Source organism: Rhizobium sp. BT03 (assembly GCF_030053155.1).
Classification (GTDB): domain Bacteria; phylum Pseudomonadota; class Alphaproteobacteria; order Rhizobiales; family Rhizobiaceae; genus Rhizobium.
The window spans coordinates 2,570,517-2,591,858 of record NZ_CP125640.1 but is presented as its reverse complement, the minus strand read 5'-3'; the positions used below and the strand labels follow the sequence as shown (position 1 = coordinate 2,591,858).

Below are 21,342 nucleotides of genomic sequence, written 5' to 3'. Positions count from 1 at the left end.
CCGAACAGGAGGATGTAATGCGTATCGGATCGAAACTTTATGGAGCAGCGCTTGCTCTCAGCCTATGCCTGCCGTTGGCGGCACATGGCGCCGAGGCAGCCGGCAAGAAGGCGGCGACGCCGACGCCGCTCAGTGCCTATGAGCTCTACCGCATCTACGGCGACAAGACCTGGGTCTGGAACACCGGCGGCGGCCGTTTCTCGGATGACGGCCGGCGGTTCGTCGCCTGGGTGAACGACAAGGGCAAGCAATCCTTCGCCGAAGGCAAGTGGGTGGTCGACGATCTCGGTCAGCTCTGCATGCGCGCCACCTGGACGAATGCCGAAGGTGCGGCCCGCGCCAGCACCTGTTTCGGCCACCGCAAGATCGGCAACACGATCTATCAGCGGCGCCAGCCGGACGGCAATTGGTACGTCTTCCGTCATGCGTCCGTGCGCGTTGATGACGAGTTTCGCAAGCTCGTTCCCATGGATTCGGTCAGCGCCAAGGCGCATGACCTGAAGCAGGTCCTGCTGAGCCAGGAAGTAGCCCGAAAAGGAGGGTGAGCCGTGAAGAAGCTGATGAAAAAAAACCTCTCGACCGCAGCGATGGCACTGCTCCTGCTGTGTGCCGCTGATATGCCTGGCCGAAGCGAGATGCAATATGCCGGCATTGTTCCGAACCCGGCGGCAGGCGTCCAGACGATCATCGACAAACGCCCCGTTCTGCATTCCGACGGCATCAAGTTCGGCGCCTACGATCCGCATGGCGACTTCGGCGCGCAATCGAATGTCTCGACCGAGGCCCTGTTCCTGCCCTGGGAGGACGTCGATCTGGAGACGCTGCGCGTCGCTGATGCCTACGCGCTGGCCAGGGGCCGCAATATGCTGATCTCAGTGGAGCCGTGGTCCTGGGACGTCGACTGGCGGCTGACCTCCAACGAGCTTCGCCAGAAGGTCCTGCGCGGCGATTACGATGTCAACATGCGGGCGATCGCGCAGATGATATCCCAGCTGAAAAGCCCGGTGATCGTCCGCTGGGGCCAGGAGATGGAGGACAAGTCGGGACGGTTCTCATGGTCCGGGTGGAATCCGCGCGATTATATCGCCGCCTACAAGCGAATGATGGATATCGTCCGCCAGGAGGCGCCGGGCACTGAAATCATGTGGTCGCCGAAGGGTGAGCCCGGCTTGCAGGACTACTACCCCGGCGACGATTATGTCGATCTCGTCGGCCTCTCGGTCTTTGGCCTGGAACGCTACGACGAGCTTGCCTACAACAAGCATCGCACGTTCGCCGAAGCGCTGAAGCAGGGTTACGATCTCGTCGCCGGCTACGGCAAGCCGGTCTGGGTGGCGGAGCTGGGTTATGAAGGCGGCGACGCCTATGTCAGGCCCTGGATCGAAACCGCGACGCTGAAGCAGAGCGCCTTTCCGAACTTGCAGGAGGTCGTCTACTTCAACGACCGGGATGTGCACGCCTGGCCGTTCGATCTCGGCCGGCCGGACTGGCGCGTGGTCGAAAGCGTAGGCAACTGATACCGCAAAACGAGAGAGGCCCGCCGGGGTTCGCGGGCCTCTCTTCATGTCGGGCGATCGCTCATCCTTTGAGCGTCGCCTTACCCTCTTCGACGAGCCGGGTCGCCGCATCGGCCGGCGAAATCCGTTCGAAGGCGAGTTCGTCGCAGATCGGGCGCAGGACGCGCTGGTCGAACTGGGTTGCGCCCATCGGCACCGGCGGCGGATATTCGCCGACCTGATCCTTGAGAAGATTGACGTATTTGACCGTTTCCTGCTCCGTCGGGTTGAGCTGAGGCAGAATGGCTTCACGCACGGCCGGCGACATCGGCACGCCGCGCTCGACGCCGAGGATCTTGCCGGCCTCGATATCGTTGACGAAGAAATCGATGAATTTCGCGGCCGCTTCGCCGTTCTTCGTCGTGGCGCCGAGACTCCAGATCAGTGCGGGACGGTAGTAGTGGCCCGACGGGCCGCCCTTCTTTTCCCGCGGCAGCATGGTGATGCCGAGCTTGTTCTTGATGATCAGCTGATAGCCGACCATCTGGTTGGAATAGGCCATGCCGATCACCGATTTGCCGAGACCAAGGCAATTGGTGTCGATGGTGTTCTGATCGAGCGTCTGGACGTCGGCGGCAACGGTGCCGCCCGCCTTGCGCAGCTTCTCCCAATAGTCGAACCATTCCGTGGCATCGTCGGCCGTAAAGCCGAGCCCGACGGTTTCCTTGGCAAAAAGGCTCTTGCCGCGCTGGCGCAGCCAGGCGTCGAACACATAGGCGTAGCGGGCCGCATAGGGTCCTCCGCTCTTGCCGGAAGACTTGGTGAGTTCGACGGCGAGCTTGGCATACTCATCCCAGGTCAGTTCGGGTGTCGGCAGCGGGATGCCGGCCTTTTCGAATTCGACGGTGTCGAAGAACATCGAGAAGGAGTTGAGGCCGAGGCCGACACCATAGAGTTTGCCGTCGATGGTGGTCAGTTTCAGCATGTCGGCGCCGAAGGACTGGACCTTCAGCGTCGAGGGGACGAATTCGTCGAGCGGCATGCAGGCGCCGCGCTTGGAATAATCGGAGATCGTTCCCGGCTCGAGCTGGAAGACATCGGCGATGGCGCGGCCGGCCATCTGGGTGGCGAGCTTCGTCCAGTAGCCGTCGCCCGACAGCGATTCACCGACGATCGTGACGCCTGACGTCTTCGACTGGTAGAGTTTGGCGACGTCAAGCGTGCGCTTGGCGCGGTCGTTCGAGCCCCACCACATGGCGCGCAGCGATACGTCTTCGGCAAAAGCCGGAACGGCGCTTCCCGCGCCAAAGGCGAGGCCGGCGGCTGCTCCGGCTGTACCCATCAGAAATGAACGGCGGTTGACCTGCATGATATCCTCCTTGCCCCAATATGCCCGCTGCCATCCTCCCAATGGCGTTTGCGAGCAATTCGTCATAAAGAGTACGCAAAAAAATATTCATTGCAAGAAATAATGATTATCTTGCAAATTTGCATAACTTGCATAAGCTTTGGTTATGAACGAACAAAAGATCAGACGGCCGCGCCAGGCCGATATCGCCACATTGGCCGGCGTCTCCGTCTCCACGGTGTCGCGGGTGCTTGCCAACGAACCCGGCATCAGCGAAACCGTGCGCCGCCAGATCCTGAAGGTGGCGGCCGAGCATGGCTATCCGGTCAAATCTGCGACTGAAGCCGTTGCCGGCGGGCTGGCGCTGATCGCCAGCGACGGCGTCACCGGCGGCCTCAGCGTCTTTTATGAGGCCATCGTCGACGGCTTGCGCGCCGGAGCCGCCGAAGCGGGCATGCCCTTCGAAATCCGCATGGTCCGCGAGGATCGCACCACCCCGGACGCCGTGCGCGACTATATGCAGGCAGCGGGCGCCGAAGGGCTCTTTCTTGTCGGCATCGATCCGAACGAGATGCTGCGCGGCTGGCTGCGGGAGACCATGACGCCGGCCGTCCTCGTCAACGGCACCGATCCCAGAATGCAGTTCGACGGCGTTTCGCCGGCTAATTTCTTCGGCGCCTATCAGGCGGCCAGCCGATTGATGAAGGCCGGCCATCGCCGCATCCTGCATCTGAGCGGCTCGCACCGCCATACGATCCGGGAGCGCATCCGCGGTTTCGAGGCGGCCATCGCCGCCGTTCCCGGTGCCGAGGGCCGTTTCGTGCCGCTCGCACTGCAGGGCAGCGCCAGCGGCGAGGCCCATGAACGCACGGCCGCGATCCTTGCCGAAAATGCCGGTTTCACCGCCGCCTTCTGCATGAATGATTTCATCGCCGTCGGCGTGCTGGAGGCCGTCACCGAAGCCGGTCTGCGGGTGCCGGAGGATTTCGCGATCGTCGGCTTCGATGATCTGCCCTGCGCGCTGATGACCAATCCGCAGCTTTCCACCATGCGCGTCGACCGCGCCGCGCTCGGGCGTGAAGCCGTCTCGCTGATGCTGTCGCGTTTCCGCAACAGGACGGCGCCGGCGCGCCACATCTGCCAGGCTGTCGTTCCCGTTGCGGGAGGGACCGTTCCGAACGCTGAAACCCGTGAGTGATCCGATGACCTATGATCCCGCCAGCGCCAACCCGCTCGCCGGCAATCCGCTCGAAACCCGTGCCGATATGAGCCGGGCCCTGCTTGATCTCTTCGACCCGCTGCTTACCTGTTTTTCGAAAGGCAATGCCCGCGTCAGGCTGAGCGGTGCCGCCGCCCATTTCGACCGGGCGGCGGCCGATCTCGAAGGCTTCGCCCGCCCGCTCTGGGGACTGGCGCCGCTTGGCGCCGGCAAGGGCGACTTCGCCCACTGGCATCGGTTCGCCGAAGGCCTCGCCAACGGCACCGATCCCGCCCATCCCGAATATTGGGGAACGGTCAATGGCCGCGACCAGCGGATGGTCGAGCTTGCTGCTGTCGGTTTTGCCCTGGCGCTGGTGCCGGAAAAAATCTGGGAACCGCTCGATCAGCGCGCCCGCGGCAATCTCATCGCCTATCTCAAACATGCCAGGCAGTTCGACTATGCCGACAACAACTGGAAATTCTTCCGGATTTTCGTCGACATCGCCCTCGATCGCCTCGGCGCCGATTTCGACCGCAGCCTGACGCGGCAATATCTGGAAGAGCTCGAGGGCTTCTATATCGGCGACGGCTGGTATCGTGACGGCAATGTCCGCCGCATCGACCACTACATCCCCTTCGCCATGCATTTTTACGGGCTGATCTATTCGAAGCTCGTCGACGACGATTACGCCAGGCGCTACCGCGAACGGGCGATCCTGTTCGCCCGGGATTTCCGCCACTGGTTTGCCGCCGATGGCGCAACGATCCCCTTCGGCCGCAGCCTGACTTATCGCTTCGCCTGCGCCGGCTTCTGGTCGGTGCTCGCCTTTGCCGATGTCGAGGCGCTGCCCTGGGGCGAGGTCAAGCATCTCTGCCTGCAGCATCTGCGCTGGTGGAGGGATAAGCCGATCGCCGATCGCGACGGCGTGCTGTCGATCGGTTTCGGTTATCCGAACCTCTTGATGTCGGAGAGCTACAATTCCGCCGGCTCGCCCTACTGGGCCTTGAAGGCCTTTCTGCCGCTGGCGATCGCCGAGGATCATCCCTTCTGGACCGCCAGCGAGAAGGCGCCGGAGCAGGCGCCCGAAGTCATTCCCCAGCGTCATCCCGGCATGGTTCTGATGCGGGCAGGCGGCGATGTCGTGGCGCTATCCTCCGGCCAGGAAAACCTGCAGATGCGTTTCGGCACCGAGAAATACGCAAAATTCGCATATTCGGCCCGTTACGGCTTCAGCGTCGAGTCGGATGAGCGCGGCTTTGCGCTGGCCGCCTTCGATTCGATGCTGGCTTTCAGCGATGACGGCCTGCACTACCGCGTGCGTGAAACGAATGAGGAGGCCCGGCTCGCGGGTGATGTGCTTCATTCGAAATGGTCGCCCTTCCCCGATGCCGAAGTCGAAACCTGGCTCGTGCCCGCCGCCCCCTGGCATATCCGCCTCCACCGGATCAGGTCGGGCCGGCCGCTGCGGATTGCCGAAGGCGGCTTTGCCATCGGCCGCCGCGATTTCGAGCAGGATAGGCTGTCGGCTTCGGAGGGGGCAGCCTATGCGATCGGTCAAACCGATTTCACCGGCATTCTGGATCTCGGTTCCTCAGTCAAGCGCGCGGGGCTGGCGCAGAAGGCGCAGCCCAACACCAATGTGATCGTCGCCAAAACCATCGTGCCGCAGCTGCGTGGTCAGATTCCGGCCGGCGAAACCATTCTGGTGACGGCGGTGCTGGCACTCGACGATCCCACTGCCGTTTCGTCGGCCTGGACGCGGCCGCCGAAAGCGCCTGATATTGTGGCGTTGGAGGCCCTGGTGCGGGAAAAGGGCGTGACCGTCAGCGCCATCGAAGCGCCGGGTCAGATGCCATGAGCCGTCCGGCGATCGTCCTTGCTATGGAACCGTCGCGCACGGAGCACGTCCTGCCCGATGAGATCCTGCGCCGGCTCGATACGATCGGTCGCCTGCTCGACCCCGAGCCGCTGCAGCGGCTGGACGACGCGCGGGCAAGACGTCTGCTTTCGGAAGCGGAGATCCTGATCACCGGCTGGGGTGCGCCCTATGTCGGGCCTGAGATTCCCGCTGCCGCGCCGCGGCTGCGCCTCGTCGTCCATGCCGCGGGCACGGTCAAGGGCATCATTGATGACTCCATCTTCGAAGCCGGCATAGCGGTCAGCCACGCGGCCGAAGCCAACGCCGTGCCGGTTGCCGAATTCACGCTGGCTGCGATCCTCTTCGCCGGCAAACGCGCCTTCCGTTTCCGCGATCTCTACGTCGCCGACCGCAACCGCGATCGCACCTATCCGATGCAGCGCGAAGCGATCGGAAATTACGGCCGCACCCTCGGCGTCGTCGGCGCCTCGCGTATCGGCCGGCGGGTGATCGAGCTGTTGAAACCCTTCGACTACAGGCTACTGCTCTTCGACCCTATGCTCGATGCGGCCGAGGCCGCGCGGCTAGGAGCCGAAAAAGTCGATCTCGACGAATTGATGCGACGCGCCGATATCGTTTCCCTGCACGCGCCGTCGCTGCCGTCGACGCGACATATGATTGGTGCGGAAAAACTGTCGCTGATGAAGGATGGGGCAACGCTCATCAACACCGCGCGCGGCATCCTCATCGACGAAGCCGCCTTGCTATCGGAGCTCCAGACCGGCCGCATCGACGCGGTCATCGACGTCACTGATCCGGAAATTCCGGAGGCCGGTTCGGCCTTTTACGACCTGCCGAACGTTTTCCTGACCCCGCACATTGCCGGCGCCATCGGCCTGGAACGGGCGCGTCTTGGCGAGATGGCGGTGGACGAGATCGAGCGTTTCATGACCGGCCGGCCGCTGCTCTATCAGATCCTCCGGCAGGATCTCGAAAACACCGCCTGAGGCATTCCTCGTTCAAAGGCACCCGTCAGCGCGATGTCCTCAACGAATTGGTTGAGCCGTCATTGGCAAGCTCCGGCATCAGGTCGGCAATATTGACCACCTTGCCGGTGCGTGAGCTCGTCAGCGCGGCAATGCCGCAGAGCACCGACATGGCGCCCGCCCGCGTGCCGGCGCGCTGGGCGAGCCGGTCTTCCATATCGGGCTTGAAGATCATGTTGCGCATCCGGTCGTCGCCGCCGTAATGGCCGCCGGTGAAATGCGGAACGACGATGCGCTCGACGGCCTCCTTGCCATTCGGGAAATTGCGGATGAGCAGGATCGTGTCCTGCTTCGGCTCTTCCCAGGGCTGGGCCTCATATTGGCGAATCTCGATGCGTCCCTTGGTGCCGTTGAAGGCGAGGTGGTGGCCTTCGATCGGCTGGAAGGTGTTCAGCGAATAGGACACATGGACATTGTTGCGGTAGCGCAGGCTGACCATCATCGTATCGGGAATATCGATGTCTTCGCGGAAAACGCAGCCGTCGCGGAAATAACCGTCGATCTTCGAGGGATCTTCATAGAGCTGATCGAGGAAGGGATCCTTTTCGAGATCGAGATAATAGTCGCATTCATGCGCGTGCGGACAGAGCTTGCAGCGCGGTCCGCGGAACGGACCCTTTCGGCCGTAGTTCTGCAGGTCGGCAAACGAGGTGACGGCGTCGGGATCGCTGTCGAGATACCAGTTCAGCAGATCGAAATGATGCGTCGCCTTGTGGACGAACAGGCTGCCGGAATTTTCCGTATAGGCATGCCAGCGTCGGAAGTAGTCGGCACCATGCTTGGTGTTGAGATACCAATGAAAATCGACGGAGGTCACCCGGCCGATCTCGCCGGCGTTCAGAAGCTCCTTGATCCTGGCGGCGGTTGGCGCGTAGCGATAGTTGAAGGAGACGTCGACGCGGCGGCCGGTGCGCTTCTCGGCATCAAGAATCCGGCGAATTTTCTCGACCGAGGTGGTCATCGGCTTTTCGGTGATGACGTCGATGCCGGACTCCAGCGCCCTCACGATAATATCGTCATGCGTCTGGTCGGGCGTGCAGACGATGACCAGATCCGGTTTTTGCTCGGCCAGCATGGAATCGATGTTTTCATAGAGGGGCGCGTTGCTGCCGATCATGTTGCGGGCGCGCTCGCCGCGCAGCGAATTCTTCTCGACGATGGCTGTGAGGTCGACATGTTCGCGCCAGCCGGCCAGCAGATCCTTGCCCCACATGGTGGTGCCGCGGTTCCCGGTGCCGATCAGGGCAAAACGGCGTTTCTCCATCGAATGATCCTCCTGCATGCGTGATGAAACGAATATTGAAAATTAGATCTGGCAGCAGCTTCTGAAGCGCTCGACGCAGGTGGCGATCACCTCGTCGGCCGGGCGTTTCCACCAGGTCTCGGCCGAAAAGATCTCCACCTCCTGCGCGCCGAAGAAGCCGGCCGCCTCGATCATCCGTCTTATGCCTTTGAGGTCGATGACGCCATCGCCCATCATGCCGCGGTCGAGCAGCATGTCCTTGGTCGGCACCAGCCAGTCGCAGATGTGATGGGCAAAGATGCGTTTCATCCGTCCGGCGCGGGCGATCTGGTTGGCAAGATCGGGATCCCACCAGACATGGTAGACGTCGATTGCGACACCGACATCCTCGCCGAGCGGTTCGCACATGTCGAGCGCCTGGCCGAGCGTGTTCACGCAGGACCGGTCGGCGGCATACATCGGATGCAGCGGCTCGATGGCAAGCTTCACGCCTGATGCCTGCGCATGCGGCAGCACGGCGGCAATGCCGTCGAAAACCATCTGGCGGGCGGCGACGATATCCCTCGAAGCGCCCGGCAGCCCGCCGACGACGAGCACCAGGCAATCTGCGGCGAAGGCTGCCGCCTCGTCGATGGCACGCCTGTTGTCGTCGAGGTTCTTCTGCCAGTCGGCCTCGTTTGCCGCCGGAAAGAAGCCGCCGCGGCAAAGCCCGGTCAGCTTGATGCCGTTCGATTTGACGATCCTGACCGCTTCGTCGAGGCCGGCCTTGGCGACCTGGTCGCGCCAGGGCGCGATCGAGGTGATGCCGTTTTTCAGGCAGATATCGACGGCTTCAGCAAATCCGCATTGCTCGCGGATCGTCGCCAGATTGATCGAAAGTCCTTCGACCTGCATGTCATTCCCTCTCGTATCGCAGCTTCAGTTGACGCCGTGGACGGCAAGCACCTGTTTCATGCGCACTGTGGCGAGTTCCGGATCGGCCAGAACCCGCGCCTTGTCGGCCAGGCGGAAGAGTTCGGCCAGATGCGACAGCGAACGGGTGCTCTGCTGGCCGCCGACCATGGTGAAATGGTCCTGCAGGCCGTTGAGATAGGCGAGGAAGACGACGCCGGTCTTGTAGAAGCGGGTCGGCGCCTTGAAGATGTGGCGCGACAGCGGCACGGTCGGCTCGAGCAGGTCGAAGAATTCGTGATTGCTCTTGCGGCCGAGCGCGTCGAGCGCAGCCGACGCCGCCGGCGCGATCGCATCGAAAATGCCGAGCAGCGCGTCGGAATGGCCTTCTTCGTCGCCGGCAATCAGCTCCGCATAATTGAAGTCGTCGCCGGTATACATGCGCACGGCCTTAGGCAGCTGCCGGCGCATGGTCACTTCCTTCTCCTTGGAAAGCAGCGAGATCTTGATGCCGTCGACCTTGGCGGCATTGGCTTCGATCACCTCAAGGCAGGTTTCCATCGCCTTCAGGTGGTCGCCATTGCCCCAATATCCCTCGAGCGCCGGGTCGAACATTTCGCCCAGCCAGTGGATGATGACGGGTTCCTTGACCTGGCGAAGGATGCGGTCATAGACCCTTATATAATCGTCCGGTCCCTTGGCCGTGACGGCAAGCGCCCGGCTCGCCATCAGGATGATCCGGCCGCCGGCCGCCTCCACCGTTTCGATCTGCTCCTCATAGGCCTTGAGGATGGTGTCGATGGTCACGTCGGGTCCAGGCACCAGGTGGTCGGTGCCGGCGCCGCACGCAATCAGCGCATCCCTGCGCCCGGCCGCCTCGCCGAGCGCCCGGCGGATGAGGTCGCGCGCCTCCGGCCAGCCGAGGCCCATGCCGCGCTGCGCCGTATCCATGGCCTCGGCCACACCGAGGCCGAGATCCCACAGCCGATGGCGGAAGGCGAGCGTCCGCTCCCAATCGATTGCCGGCGTCAGCCAGGGGTCGTTGTCGGCAAGCGGATCGGCGACGACGTGCGCCGCCGCAAAGGCGATGCGCGGAAAACTCTTGGCGTCACGCTTCTTCAGTTCGATCGGCGTGCCGGTCAGCGTGTAGGGGACGATCTTGCCGTCGAGGGGGAGATTGATCGTCGTCACGGCTCAGAACTCCAGTGCGGGAACGTCGAGCCAGCGGCGCTCGGCCCAGGATTTCAGGCCGAGTTCGGCGAGCTGCACACCCTTGGCGCCGGCTTCGAGCCCGTAGGGCCACGGCGCGTCTTCGACGACATGGCGGATGAACATCTCCCACTGTGCCTTGAAACCGTTGTCGAAAGCCTGGGTATCGGGAACCTCGTCCCAGGTCTTGTAGAAATCGATCGTCTGCGGCTGGTCTGGGTTCCAGACCGGCTTCGGCGTGTTGACGCGGTGCTGGCTCCAGCATTTGGTCAGGCCGGCGACGGCCGAACCATGGGTGCCGTCGACCTGGAAGGTGACGAGGTCGTCGCGGCGCACGCGCACCGCCCAGGAGGAATTGACCTGCGCGATCACGCCGCCTTCGAGCTCGAAGGTCGCATAGGCCGCATCGTCGGTGTCGCAGTCATAAGGCTTGCCCTGCTCGTCGATGCGGCTTGGAATATGGGTGGCGCCGAGGCAGGAGACGGCCTTGACCTCGCCGAACAGATTGTCGAGCACGTAGCGCCAGTGGCAGAGCATGTCGAGGATGATGCCGCCGCCGTCGCCCTTGCGGTAGTTCCAGGAGGGGCGCTGAGCCGGCACGCCCCAATCGCCTTCGAACACCCAGTAGCCGAATTCGCCGCGCACCGAGAGGATCTTGCCGAAAAAGCCGGAATCCTTGAGCAGCGCCAGCTTGCGCAGGCCGGGCAGGAACAGCTTGTCCTGCACGACGCCGTGCTTGAGGCCGGAGCGGCGCGCCTTGCGGGCAAGATCGATCGCCACCTGCAGATCGTCGGAGATCGGCTTTTCGCAATAGACATGCTTGCCGGCATCGAGCGCCCTGGACAGCAGTTCGGCGCGCATCAGCGTCGTGCCGGCGTCGAAGAAGATCGTGTCGTCGGGATTGGCGAGAGCGGCGTCGAGATCGGTCGACCAGCGCTTGATGTTATGCTTCTTCGCCAGCTCTTCCATCTTGGCGCCGTTGCGGCCGACGATGATCGGGTCGATCTCCAGTTTCTCGCCCGATTTCAGCGTGATGCCGCCCTGGTCGCGGAAGGCCAGAATCGAGCGCACTAGGTGCTGGTTGTAACCCATGCGGCCGGTGACGCCGTGCAAGATGATCCCCAAGCGTGCCATGTTTTCCTCCCTGCAATCTTTTTCGGCGGGAGCGGGCATGTCAGCCCGGCCCTCCCAAGCCAGTAACTAAACAGTTACTTGATGACAGAAGAGCGGAGAGCCTGTCAAGAGTCGAATGCGATTTTCGAAACTCAGCGCTTGATCGAGGCGAGCGTAACGTGGACGATATGGCTTTCCCAGGCATTGAGATGGGCCGGCTCGATCAGGTCGCGGCCGAAAATCGTCGAAAGCGTGTACTGGTTGGAGAGATAGAAATAGCCGAGCGAGGCGATCGTCAGATAGACGTGCAGCGGATCGGCCGTCTCGACGAAGACGCCTTGTTTCTTCCCCTGCTCCAGCACTTGGGAAAGTTCGCCGATCAGATGCGAATGCAGTTCCTTGAGCCGGACGGACTGGCGCAGCCACCGGGCTCGATGCAGGTTTTCCGTGCCGAGCAGGCTGAGGAATTCCGGGTGCTGGAGAAAGTAACGCCAGGTGAAGAGCGCCAGTTCGCCGATGCCTTCCTCCGGGCTGCGGTCGCCGATATGCAGCGCACGCTCGGCGGTGCGGATGCCGACATAGGCCTCTTCGAGCACTTTCAGGTAGAGTTGCTCCTTGTCGCCGAAATAATGATAGAGCATGCGCTTGTTGGTGCCGGCGCGCTCCGCGATGGCGTCGACGCGGGCGCCGCCCATGCCGTTTTCGGCGAATTCCCGGGTGGCCGCCTCGAGGATTGCGGCGCGCGTCCGCTCCGGATCGCGTTGCGCCGTGCGTTCCTGAGAAGGGCGCCGGGATTTTTTCTTCTCCCCGTTTTCCCCGCTGTCGTTCATCGTTCCCCTCCCTCTGGCATGTTGCGCTCATAAGCCTTCGGTGCGAAATTGTAAAAACCGAATTTAAAAGGGCGGCCGGCAAGAACCGACACCCCGCTTGACACGCTTGCCGCTTTGCTCGTAGCTTGTAACCAATTAGTTATTTATGCAAGGGTAACTGGTCGGAAGCGTGTGGAGGCGCTTCCCTTTGGAGGAGGAAAAAATGAGCCTACGTGTAAGCAGACGTAATTTCGTTGCGGGAGGGGCCACGCTTCTTTCGCTCTCGGCGCTGGGAACCAGCGCTTTTGCACAGGAACAGCGCTTGCGCCTCCTGTGGTGGGGCTCGCAGCCGCGCGCCGACCGCACCAACAAGGTGTCCCAGCTCTACCAGACGAAGAATGCCGGCACCTCGATTACCGGCGAATTCCTCGGCTGGGGCGATTACTGGCCGCGCCTTGCGACCCAGGTCGCCGGCCGCAATGCGCCTGACGTCATCCAGATGGACTACCGCTATATCGTTCAGTACGCGCGCCGCGGCGCGCTTGCGCCGCTGGAATCCTACATGCCGGCGAAGCTCAACCTCGACGATTTCGACAAGGCGCAGATCGAAGGCGGCAGTGTCGACGGCCATCTCTATGGTGTCAGCCTGGGCGCGAACTCGGCCGCGACGGTGCTGAACACCACCGCCTTCAAGGAGGCAGGCGTCGATCTGCCGACGCAGGCGACCACCTGGGACGAGTTCGCCCGCATGGGCGCCGAGATCACCAAGGCCGGCAAGCGCAAAGGCATGTTCGGCCTCGCCGACGGCAGCGGCGGCGAACCTCTGTTCGAAAACTGGCTGCGCCAGCGCGGCAAGGCGCTCTATACCGCCGACGGCAAGATCGGCTTCGGCGTGGACGACGCATCGGAATGGTACGATATGTGGGCGAAGTTCCGTGAGGCCGGCGCCTGCGTTCCAGCCGATATCCAGGCTCTCGACAAGAACGATATCGAAACCAACACGGTGTCGCTCGGCAAATCTGCGGCCGGTTTTGCCCATTCCAATCAGTTCGTTGCCTATCAGGCCATGAACAAGGACAAGCTGGCGCTCACCAACTATATGCGCATCAAGGCGGATTCGAAGGGCGGCCACTATCGCAAGCCTTCGATGTTCTTCTCTGTTTCGGCCCAGTCGAAAGCGATCGACTTGGCCGTGGACTACATCAACTTCTTCGTCAAGAATCCCGAGGCAGTGCTGCTCCTGGATGTCGAACGCGGCATTCCGGAATCGGCCGCCATGCGCGAGGTCGTCGCGGCGAAGCTCGATGAGAACGGCAAGGTCGCATTGGCCTATGTCAGCGGTCTCGGTGATCTCGCCGGCAAATTGCCGCCGCCGCCGCCGGCCGGCGCCGGTGAAGGCGAGCTGATGCTGCGAAACATCGCCGAACAGGTCGGCTTCGGCCAGCTGTCTCCTTCCGATGGCGGCAAACAGCTGGTCACGGAAATCACGCAGATTCTCGCACGAGGCTGATCCCGTATGAGCAATGCGATGCGCACGCCCGCAGGGGCCATATCCGTGGAAAGATATCAGGGGGCCGTGGCCGAAGGACGCTTCCGGCGTCTCTGGAATGCCAATGCTCCCGGCTATCTCTTCCTCCTGCCATGGCTACTCGGCTTTTTCGGGCTGACGCTCGGGCCGGCCCTGATTTCGCTCTACCTCTCCTTCACCGACTTCGACATGCTGCAGTCGCCGCGGTGGGTGGGAATGGCGAATTACGTGCGCATCGCCACGGCGGATCCGAAATTCTCGGCCGCCATGCACGTCACCCTGACTTATGTCGTCTTCTCGGTGCCGTTCAAACTGACCTTCGCCTTGCTGGTCGCCATGGCTTTGAATCGCGGCCTGCGCGGACTGACCTTCTATCGCGCCATCTTCTACCTCCCTTCCTTGCTGGGCGGCAGCGTGGCGATCGCCGTGCTCTGGCGCCAGCTTTTCGCCAGCGATGGTCTCGTCAATGCCGCGCTCTCGCAGTTCGGCATCGAAGGTCCGAGCTGGATCTCGCATCCGAACTATTCGATCTACACGCTGGTGGCTCTGTCGGTCTGGCAGTTCGGCTCGCCGATGATTATTTTCCTCGCCGGCCTGCGCCAGATTCCCCAGGATATGTACGAGGCGGCAAGCCTCGACGGCGCCTCGAAATTCCGCCAATTCTACAAGATCACCCTGCCGCTTCTGACGCCGGTGATCTTCTTCAACGCCGTCGTCCAGACCATTGATGCCTTCAAGGCTTTCACGCCCGCCTTCATCATCTCCGGCGGCACGGGCGGTCCGATCAACTCGACGCTGTTCTACACGCTCTATCTCTATCAGGAAGCCTTCGGCAATTTCCGCATGGGCTACGCCTCGGCGCTCGCCTGGATCCTGGTGCTGATCATCGCCGTCTTCACCGCTTTCTCCTTCCTGACCTCGCGTTATTGGGTGCATTACGATGACTGAGATGACCGCTTCCGTCACCGCGGCCAGGCCGCCATCGGATATCACCAAACGGAGCCTGCCGGCGTCGCTCATCATCCACGCCCTGCTGATCGCCGCATCGCTGCTGATGGTCTATCCGCTGTTGTGGATGGTTTCGGCATCGGTCAGGCCGGAGACCGAGATCTTCTCATCGACCTCGCTCATTCCGTCGTCGATCGATTTCTCCTCCTATGCGCGTGGCTGGGTCGGCCTCGATGTCAGCTTCGGCCGGTTCTTCTGGAATTCGCTGGTCATTTCGCTGCTTGTCGTGACCGGCAATGTCATCGCCTGTTCGCTGACGGCCTTCGCCTTTGCCCGGCTGCGTTTTGCCGGCCGCAATTTCTGGTTCGCGATCATGCTCGGCACGCTGATGATCCCCTATCACGTGACGCTGATCCCGCAATATGTGCTCTTCCTCAACCTCGGCTGGGTCAACACCATCCTGCCGCTCGTCGTGCCGAAGTTCCTGGCAAGCGACGCCTTCTTCATCTTCCTGATGGTGCAGTTCTTCCGCGGCATCCCGCGCGAACTCGACGAAGCCGCCATGATGGACGGCTGCAGCGCCTGGCGCATCTACTGGAAGATCATGCTGCCGCTGTCGCTGCCGGTCTTGGCGACGGCCGCCATCTTCTCCTTCATCTGGACCTGGGACGATTTCTTCGGTCCGCTGATCTACCTGAACGATATGAACACCTATACGATCCAGCTCGGCCTGCGCACCTTCGTGGATTCCACCAGCGCATCGGATTGGGGCGGCTTGTTCGCCATGTCGACGCTGACGCTCGTGCCAGTGTTCTTCTTCTTCCTGTTCTTCCAGCGCCTGCTGATAGAGGGCATCGCCACGACGGGCATGAAGCGCTGATGGCGGCAATGGGAAAAAGCGACATGAGCATCAAGACCGTCGCGATCGTCGGCTGCGGCATCGGCCGTTCGCATATCGTCGAGGGCTATCTGCCGCATGCCGACAAGTTCAAGGTCGTGGCGATCTGCGACCTGAATGAGGAGCGTCTGGCCGCGGTCGGCGATGAGTTCGGCATCGAACGGCGCACCACCTCCTTTGCGGAGCTGCTCGCCGACGACACGATCGACATCATCGATATCTGCACGCCTCCCGGCGTCCATCTGGAGCAGGTGGTCGCAGCGCTCGCCGCCGGCAAGCATGTCGTTTGCGAAAAGCCGCTGACCGGCTCGCTTGCCGCCGTCGATACGATCATGGCAGCGGAGAAAGCCGCCAAAGGCGTGCTGATGCCGATCTTCCAGTATCGCTACGGCGACGGCATCCAGAAGGCCAAGCGGATCATCGACGCCGGTATTGCCGGCAAAGCCTATACGGCCTCGGTCGAAACCTTCTGGCTGCGCAAACCGGAATATTACGCCGTGCCCTGGCGCGGCAAATGGGCCACCGAACTCGGCGGCGTGCTCGTCACCCATGCGCTGCATCTTCACGACATGATGATGCATCTGATGGGCCCGGCGGCAAGGGTCTTCGGCCGCGTCGCCACCCGCGTCAACGATATCGAGGTCGAGGATTGCGCCTCCGCCAGCCTGCTGATGGAAAGCGGCGCCTTCGTCTCGCTGTCCTGCACGCTGGGATCGCAGGAACAGTTGAGCCGGCTGAGGCTGCACTTCGAGAATGTCACCTTCGAAAGCAGCCATGAGCCCTATACGCCGGGCAAGGACCCCTGGAAGATCATCGCCGCCAATGACGACATCAGGGAGAAGATCGACCGGGTGGTCAGCGATTGGCAGCCGGTCGCCCCCAGGTTTACCACCCAGATGGGCCAGTTCCACGCCTTCCTTAGCGGCCAGGGGCCGCTGCCGGTGACGACGGTGGATGCCCGCCGGGCACTGGAACTCGTGACCGCCATCTACCAGTCCTCCGACAGCGGCGCCGAAGTGCCGTTGCCGGTCGGCCCGGACAGTCCGAAATACGCCGATTGGCGCGCAAGAACGAAGTAACCGGTAAATGAAACGAGAGGGGTTTTGAGACGATGGCAACCAGTGTCGTTCTTCAGAAGGTCGAAAAGCGCTACGGCTCGCTGGATGTGATCCATGGCATCGACCTGACGATCGATCCCGGCGAATTCGTCGTTTTCGTCGGCCCCTCCGGCTGCGGAAAGTCGACCCTTCTGCGCATGATCGCCGGTCTCGAGGAAATATCGGGCGGCGGGCTGCTGCTCGACAATGAGCGCATGAACGAGGTGGCGCCCGCCAAGCGCGGCATCGCCATGGTCTTCCAGTCCTACGCCCTCTATCCCCATATGTCGGTCTACAAGAACCTCGCCTTCGGCCTGGAGACGGCGGGTTATAAGAAGGCGGACATCCAGCCGAAGGTCAAACGTGCCGCCGAAATCCTGCAGATCGAAAAACTCCTGGAGCGCAAGCCGAAGGCGCTCTCCGGCGGCCAGCGCCAGCGCGTGGCGATCGGCCGGGCCATCGTGCGCGAGCCGCGCATCTTCCTGTTCGACGAGCCGCTGTCGAACCTCGATGCCGAATTGCGCGTGCAGATGCGCGTCGAGATCTCCCGCCTGCACCGGCAGCTCGGCAACACGATGATCTATGTCACCCATGACCAGGTCGAAGCCATGACGATGGCCGACAAGATCGTGGTGCTCAACTCCGGCCGCATCGAGCAGGTCGGCGCGCCGCTCGATCTTTACAATAACCCGGCCAATCGCTTTGTCGCAGGCTTCATCGGCAGCCCGAAGATGAATTTTCTGAAGGCCCGCATCGAAGAGGTCGGCGAGACGGAAACCACCATTCATGTCTGCGGCAATTCCGTCCGCCTGCCGCGCCGGCTGAAGGGCGAAGCCGGTGAGGACGTCACCTTCGGCATCCGCCCCGAGCATCTTTCCCTCACGGAAGGCGCCATCACGCTCTCGACCGTCAACGTCGATCTCGTCGAAAATCTCGGCGGCGCCACCATGCTTTACACCACGACGCCGGATGGCCAGCTCATGACGATCGCGCTCGACGGCCAGCAGAAGGTCGAGCGCGGCGCCAATGTGAGGACCTTCTTCGATCCGGCTCGCTGCCACGTCTTCGACGCCGCTGGAAAGACGATCTGACCGCCCTGCTTGACAGCCGATCCTGCTCTGCCCCATCATTTCGAGAAGGGGCCGCTGGAACAGGAAGAATCCTGTTCTAGCTTAAATAGTTAGAGCATGATGTCGTCCGAAAACCGCGCACACTTTTCGGTATCATGCTCCGGGGGATGATGCATGACGCCTGAAGATAGGATTCATGCGCTCGGCATTTGGCGGGGCCCGATCGAAATCTCGCCGATCTCGGGCGGCATCACCAACCGGAACTATCTGGTCAGCGATGCCGTCGCGCGCTGCGTGGTCAGACTCGGCACCGATATTCCGATCCATCACATCAGCCGCCAGAACGAGCTTGCCGCAAGCCGCGCGGCGCATGCCGCCGGCCTGTCGCCTGCTGTCATCCACCATTCGCCCGGCGTGCTGGTGCTCGATTATATCGAGGCGAGGGCGCTGTCGCCGGAGGACGTAAGGACACCGGATATGCTCGCCCGGATCGTTCCGCTCATCCGCGCCTGCCATCACGACATCGCCCGGCATTTCCGCGGCCAGGCGATGATCTTCTGGGTCTTCCACGTCATCCGCGACTACGCCGCCAGCCTGAAGGAGTCGGGCAGCCCCTATCTGCCGCTGCTGCCGGCGCTGCTGGGCGGGGCCGAGACGCTGGAACAAGCGGCAGGGCCGTTCGAGATCGCCTTCGGCCACAACGACCTGCTGGCCGCCAATTTTCTCGACGACGGCAAGCGGCTCTGGCTGATCGACTGGGATTATGCCGGATTCAACACCCCGCTGTTCGATCTCGGCGGACTGGCCTCCAACAACGAGTTCTCTGAAGCGGCCGAGCGGATGATGCTGGAGGCCTATTTCGACCGGCCGCTGACATCGGATCTCAGCCGCCGCTATAGCGCGATGAAATGCGCCTCGCTGCTGCGCGAGACGCTCTGGAGCATGATTTCGGAAATCCATTCCACCATCGACTTCGATTATGCCGCCTACACGGCCGAAAATCTCGCGCGTTTCGAGCGCGCCTATCAAGCCTTTGAACAGGATCGATAAATGACGAGACAATTACCGAAGACGGCGAAAGCCGTGGTCATCGGCGGCGGTATCATCGGCTGCTCGACAGCCTATCATCTCGGCAAGCTCGGCTGGACCGATACCGTCCTGTTGGAGCGCAAGAAGCTGACTTCGGGCACCACCTTCCATGCCGCCGGCCTCGTCGGCCAGCTGCGCAGCAGCGCCAATATCACCCAGCTGCTCGGCTATTCCGTCGATCTCTACAAGCGGCTGGAAGAGGAAACCGGCCTCGGCACCGGCTGGAAGATGAATGGCGGCCTGCGCCTTGCCTGCAACGAGGAGCGCTGGACCGAGGTCAAGCGCCAGGCGACCACGGCGCAGTCCTTCGGCCTCGAAATGCAATTGCTGACGCCGCAGGAAGCCTTCGATCTCTGGCCGCTGATGACAACTGACGATCTCGTCGGCGCCGCCTTTCTTCCCACAGACGGCCAGGCCAATCCCTCCGACATCACCCAGGCGCTGGCGAAGGGCGCCCGCCTGTCGGGTGTTTCGATCTTCGAGGATACCGAGGTTCTCGATCTCGAAATCGACAAGGGAAGAATCCGCGCCGTCGTTACCGCTGAGGGCCGTATCGAATGCGAGCGCGTCGTCGTCTGCGCCGGCCAATGGACGCGCGCCTTTGGCCAGCGCTTCGGCGTCAACGTGCCGCTGGTCTCCGTCGAACATCAATATATCATCACCGAATCCTTCGGCGTGCCCTCCAACCTGCCGACGCTGCGCGATCCCGATCGCCTGACCTATTACAAGGAAGAGGTCGGCGGCATCGTCATGGGCGGTTACGAGCCGAACCCCATTCCCTGGGCGCAAAACGGCATCCCCGAAGGTTTCCACTACACGCTGCTCGACAGCAATTTCGACCATTTCGAGCAGATCATGGAACAGGCGCTCGGCCGCGTTCCGGCGCTTGAGAATGTCGGCGTCAAGCAGCTGTTGAACGGCCCGGAAAGTTTTACGCCGGACGGTAACTTCATTCTCGGCGAGGCGCCGGATCTGAAGAACTTCTTCGTCGGCGCCGGCTTCAACGCCTTCGGCATCGCCTCGGCCGGCGGCGCCGGCATGGCGCTTGCCGAATGGGTGACGAAGGGCGAGCCGCCCTATGATCTCTGGCCGGTCGACATCCGCCGTTTCGGCCGCCCCCACTTCGATACCGACTGGGTGCGCACCCGTACGCTCGAAGCCTATGGCAAGCACTACACCATGGCCTGGCCGTTCGAGGAGCATGCGAGCGGCCGCCCCTGCCGCAAATCGCCGCTCTACGACCGGCTGAAAGCGCAGGGCGCCTGTTTCGGCGAAAAGCTCGGCTGGGAGCGGCCGAACTGGTTTGCCGATCTCTTCGCTAACGAGGAGCCTAGGGATATCTACAGCTATTCCAGGCAGAACTGGTTCGAGGCCGTCGGCCGCGAGCACAGGGCGGTGCGCGAGGCGGCCGTCATCTTCGATCAGACCTCCTTCGCCAAATTCGTGCTGAAGGGCAGGGATGCCGAGGCGGCCCTCTCCTGGATCGCCGCCAACGATGTCGCAAGACCCGTGGGATCGCTCATCTACACGCAGATGCTGAACGACAAGGGCGGCATCGAATGCGATCTGACCGTCGCCCGCGTCGCCGAGAACGAATATTACATCGTCACCGGCACCGGTTTCGCCACCCATGATTTCAACTGGATCGCCCGCAATATTCCGGCGGAGATGCATGCCGAGCTGGTCGACGTCACCTCAGCCTACTCCGTGTTGTCGCTGATGGGACCGAATGCACGCGCGGTGCTGGAAAAGGTGACCGGCAGCGACGTGTCGAACGCCGCTTTCCCCTTCGGCCAGGTCAGAACCATCGGCATATCGGGCTGCCCGGTGCGGGCGTTGCGGATCACCTATGTCGGCGAGCTTGGCTACGAACTGCATATTCCCATCGAATACGCGACCACGGTCTATGACGTGTTGATGGCATCAGGCGGCGAATTCGGCCTCGTCAATGCCGGCTACCGCGCCATCGAGAGCTGCCGGCTGGAGAAAGGCTATCGCGCCTGGGGCTCCGATATCGGCCCCGACCACACGCCTGTTGAAGCCGGCCTCGGCTGGGCGGTGAAGATCAAAAAGAACATTCCCTTCCGCGGCCGCGAGGCGATCGAGCGCCAGCTTAAAGAGGGAGTGAAGAAGCGCCTCGCCTGCTTCGTTCCCGACGATCCCGATATCGTGCTGCTCGGCCGCGAAACCATCTATCGCGACGGCAAACGCGTCGGCTGGCTGTCGAGTGGCGGCTTCGGCTACACGCTGGGCAAACCGATCGGCTACGGTTATGTCCGCAATGCCGATGGCGTCACGGAGGATTTCGTCCTCTCCGGCACTTATGAGCTCGACGTCGCCAGGGAACGCATCCCCTGCAAGGTGTCGCTGGCACCGCTCTACGATCCCGATATGGCGCGGGTGAAGACGTGATGGGTCGAATTTCTTTGTGTGCTCGAGCACTCCGAGGGTACCGATGAGAGGGCACGCCGTGGCCGCCCCCTCTGCCCTGCCGGGCA

18 protein-coding genes are annotated in these 21,342 nt (G+C 62.4%); 12 read left to right on the top strand and 6 right to left on the bottom strand.

Annotation, left to right across the window (positions count from 1 at the left end; genetic code table 11):
- The first annotated feature begins 17 nt into the window (after positions 1–17).
- Complete coding sequence (locus QMO80_RS12795) at positions 18–545, top strand: DUF995 domain-containing protein (protein ID WP_283196930.1); 528 nt, start codon at positions 18–20, stop codon at positions 543–545.
- Positions 546–548: 3 nt separating this feature from the next.
- Positions 549–1,517, top strand: a complete 969-nt coding sequence (locus tag QMO80_RS12790; protein WP_283196929.1) for a glycoside hydrolase family 26 protein — start codon at positions 549–551, stop codon at positions 1,515–1,517.
- Between the two features lie 61 nt (positions 1,518–1,578).
- On the opposite strand, the gene QMO80_RS12785 is transcribed toward QMO80_RS12790, so the two are convergent.
- The gene (locus tag QMO80_RS12785) at positions 1,579–2,865 is read right to left on the bottom strand and encodes an ABC transporter substrate-binding protein (protein ID WP_283196928.1); all 1,287 of its coding nucleotides are present in this window, start codon (positions 2,863–2,865) and stop codon (positions 1,579–1,581) included.
- 145 nt (positions 2,866–3,010) lie between these two features.
- On the opposite strand from QMO80_RS12785, the gene QMO80_RS12780 reads away from it, so the two are divergent.
- Genes QMO80_RS12780 through QMO80_RS12770 form a run of 3 tightly spaced genes read left to right on the top strand, consistent with a single transcriptional unit; the run spans position 3,011 to position 6,910 of the window.
- Positions 3,011–4,042: a LacI family DNA-binding transcriptional regulator gene (locus QMO80_RS12780; protein WP_283196927.1), complete on the top strand. Its 1,032-nt coding sequence runs from the start codon at positions 3,011–3,013 to the stop codon at positions 4,040–4,042.
- A 4-nt stretch (positions 4,043–4,046) separates the two neighbouring features.
- A complete protein-coding gene (locus tag QMO80_RS12775) occupies positions 4,047–5,903 on the top strand; it encodes a DUF2264 domain-containing protein (protein WP_283196926.1) in 1,857 nt (618 codons plus the stop codon).
- Positions 5,900–6,910 (top strand): hydroxyacid dehydrogenase, encoded by a 1,011-nt coding sequence (locus QMO80_RS12770; protein ID WP_283196925.1) that lies wholly within the window; start codon positions 5,900–5,902, stop codon positions 6,908–6,910. The genes QMO80_RS12775 and QMO80_RS12770 overlap by 4 nt, the downstream gene beginning before the upstream one ends.
- Before the next feature lie 25 nt (positions 6,911–6,935).
- On the opposite strand, the gene QMO80_RS12765 is transcribed toward QMO80_RS12770, so the two are convergent.
- The 5 genes from QMO80_RS12765 to QMO80_RS12745 all read right to left on the bottom strand — a co-directional run bounded on the left by QMO80_RS12765 (position 6,936) and on the right by QMO80_RS12745 (position 12,235).
- Positions 6,936–8,213, bottom strand: a complete 1,278-nt coding sequence (locus QMO80_RS12765) for a Gfo/Idh/MocA family protein (protein ID WP_283196924.1) — start codon at positions 8,211–8,213, stop codon at positions 6,936–6,938.
- Positions 8,214–8,255: 42 nt separating this feature from the next.
- Positions 8,256–9,086, bottom strand: coding sequence for a sugar phosphate isomerase/epimerase (locus QMO80_RS12760; protein ID WP_283196923.1), 831 nt, complete (start codon positions 9,084–9,086; stop codon positions 8,256–8,258).
- A gap of 24 nt (positions 9,087–9,110) precedes the next feature.
- Positions 9,111–10,274 carry a dihydrodipicolinate synthase family protein gene (locus QMO80_RS12755; RefSeq protein ID WP_283196922.1) on the bottom strand — a complete coding sequence of 388 codons (1,164 nt, stop codon included), beginning with the start codon at positions 10,272–10,274 and terminating at the stop codon, positions 9,111–9,113.
- A 3-nt stretch (positions 10,275–10,277) separates the two neighbouring features.
- Positions 10,278–11,426: a Gfo/Idh/MocA family protein gene (locus tag QMO80_RS12750; RefSeq protein ID WP_283196921.1), complete on the bottom strand. Its 1,149-nt coding sequence runs from the start codon at positions 11,424–11,426 to the stop codon at positions 10,278–10,280.
- A gap of 131 nt (positions 11,427–11,557) precedes the next feature.
- Positions 11,558–12,235 (bottom strand): TetR/AcrR family transcriptional regulator, encoded by a 678-nt coding sequence (locus QMO80_RS12745; protein ID WP_283196920.1) that lies wholly within the window; start codon positions 12,233–12,235, stop codon positions 11,558–11,560.
- Positions 12,236–12,437: 202 nt separating this feature from the next.
- Here QMO80_RS12745 and QMO80_RS12740 point away from each other — a divergent pair, with 202 nt between their 5' ends.
- The 7 genes from QMO80_RS12740 (at position 12,438) to QMO80_RS12710 (ending at position 21,256) form a co-directional block, all read left to right on the top strand.
- Positions 12,438–13,724 carry an ABC transporter substrate-binding protein gene (locus QMO80_RS12740; protein ID WP_283196919.1) on the top strand — a complete coding sequence of 429 codons (1,287 nt, stop codon included), beginning with the start codon at positions 12,438–12,440 and terminating at the stop codon, positions 13,722–13,724.
- A gap of 6 nt (positions 13,725–13,730) precedes the next feature.
- Entirely contained in the window at positions 13,731–14,690 is a 960-nt protein-coding gene (locus QMO80_RS12735) for a carbohydrate ABC transporter permease (RefSeq protein ID WP_283196918.1), read from the top strand.
- 1 nt (position 14,691) lies between these two features.
- The gene (locus QMO80_RS12730) at positions 14,692–15,570 is read left to right on the top strand and encodes a carbohydrate ABC transporter permease (protein WP_049731318.1); all 879 of its coding nucleotides are present in this window, start codon (positions 14,692–14,694) and stop codon (positions 15,568–15,570) included.
- Positions 15,570–16,667: a Gfo/Idh/MocA family protein gene (locus QMO80_RS12725; RefSeq protein WP_283196917.1), complete on the top strand. Its 1,098-nt coding sequence runs from the start codon at positions 15,570–15,572 to the stop codon at positions 16,665–16,667. The genes QMO80_RS12730 and QMO80_RS12725 overlap by 1 nt, the downstream gene beginning before the upstream one ends.
- A 32-nt stretch (positions 16,668–16,699) precedes the next feature.
- Complete coding sequence (locus QMO80_RS12720; RefSeq protein ID WP_283196916.1) at positions 16,700–17,776, top strand: ABC transporter ATP-binding protein; 1,077 nt, start codon at positions 16,700–16,702, stop codon at positions 17,774–17,776.
- Between the two features lie 153 nt (positions 17,777–17,929).
- A complete protein-coding gene (locus QMO80_RS12715; protein ID WP_283196915.1) occupies positions 17,930–18,805 on the top strand; it encodes a phosphotransferase in 876 nt (291 codons plus the stop codon).
- Positions 18,806–21,256: an FAD-dependent oxidoreductase gene (locus tag QMO80_RS12710; protein WP_283196914.1), complete on the top strand. Its 2,451-nt coding sequence runs from the start codon at positions 18,806–18,808 to the stop codon at positions 21,254–21,256.
- Positions 21,257–21,342: the final 86 nt, after the last annotated feature.

Coding starts and splice junctions, on each gene's coding strand:
- QMO80_RS12780 (WP_283196927.1), top strand. CDS start 3,011: ATGAACGAACAAAAGATCAGACGGCCGCGCCAGGCCGATATCGCCACA.
- QMO80_RS12775 (WP_283196926.1), top strand. CDS start 4,047: ATGACCTATGATCCCGCCAGCGCCAACCCGCTCGCCGGCAATCCGCTC.
- QMO80_RS12765 (WP_283196924.1), bottom strand. CDS start 8,213: ATGGAGAAACGCCGTTTTGCCCTGATCGGCACCGGGAACCGCGGCACC.
- QMO80_RS12770 (WP_283196925.1), top strand. CDS start 5,900: ATGAGCCGTCCGGCGATCGTCCTTGCTATGGAACCGTCGCGCACGGAG.
- QMO80_RS12760 (WP_283196923.1), bottom strand. CDS start 9,086: ATGCAGGTCGAAGGACTTTCGATCAATCTGGCGACGATCCGCGAGCAA.
- QMO80_RS12785 (WP_283196928.1), bottom strand. CDS start 2,865: ATGCAGGTCAACCGCCGTTCATTTCTGATGGGTACAGCCGGAGCAGCC.
- QMO80_RS12750 (WP_283196921.1), bottom strand. CDS start 11,426: ATGGCACGCTTGGGGATCATCTTGCACGGCGTCACCGGCCGCATGGGT.
- QMO80_RS12715 (WP_283196915.1), top strand. CDS start 17,930: ATGACGCCTGAAGATAGGATTCATGCGCTCGGCATTTGGCGGGGCCCG.
- QMO80_RS12745 (WP_283196920.1), bottom strand. CDS start 12,235: ATGAACGACAGCGGGGAAAACGGGGAGAAGAAAAAATCCCGGCGCCCT.
- QMO80_RS12730 (WP_049731318.1), top strand. CDS start 14,692: ATGACCGCTTCCGTCACCGCGGCCAGGCCGCCATCGGATATCACCAAA.
- QMO80_RS12720 (WP_283196916.1), top strand. CDS start 16,700: ATGGCAACCAGTGTCGTTCTTCAGAAGGTCGAAAAGCGCTACGGCTCG.
- QMO80_RS12710 (WP_283196914.1), top strand. CDS start 18,806: ATGACGAGACAATTACCGAAGACGGCGAAAGCCGTGGTCATCGGCGGC.
- QMO80_RS12735 (WP_283196918.1), top strand. CDS start 13,731: ATGAGCAATGCGATGCGCACGCCCGCAGGGGCCATATCCGTGGAAAGA.
- QMO80_RS12725 (WP_283196917.1), top strand. CDS start 15,570: ATGGCGGCAATGGGAAAAAGCGACATGAGCATCAAGACCGTCGCGATC.
- QMO80_RS12795 (WP_283196930.1), top strand. CDS start 18: ATGCGTATCGGATCGAAACTTTATGGAGCAGCGCTTGCTCTCAGCCTA.
- QMO80_RS12740 (WP_283196919.1), top strand. CDS start 12,438: ATGAGCCTACGTGTAAGCAGACGTAATTTCGTTGCGGGAGGGGCCACG.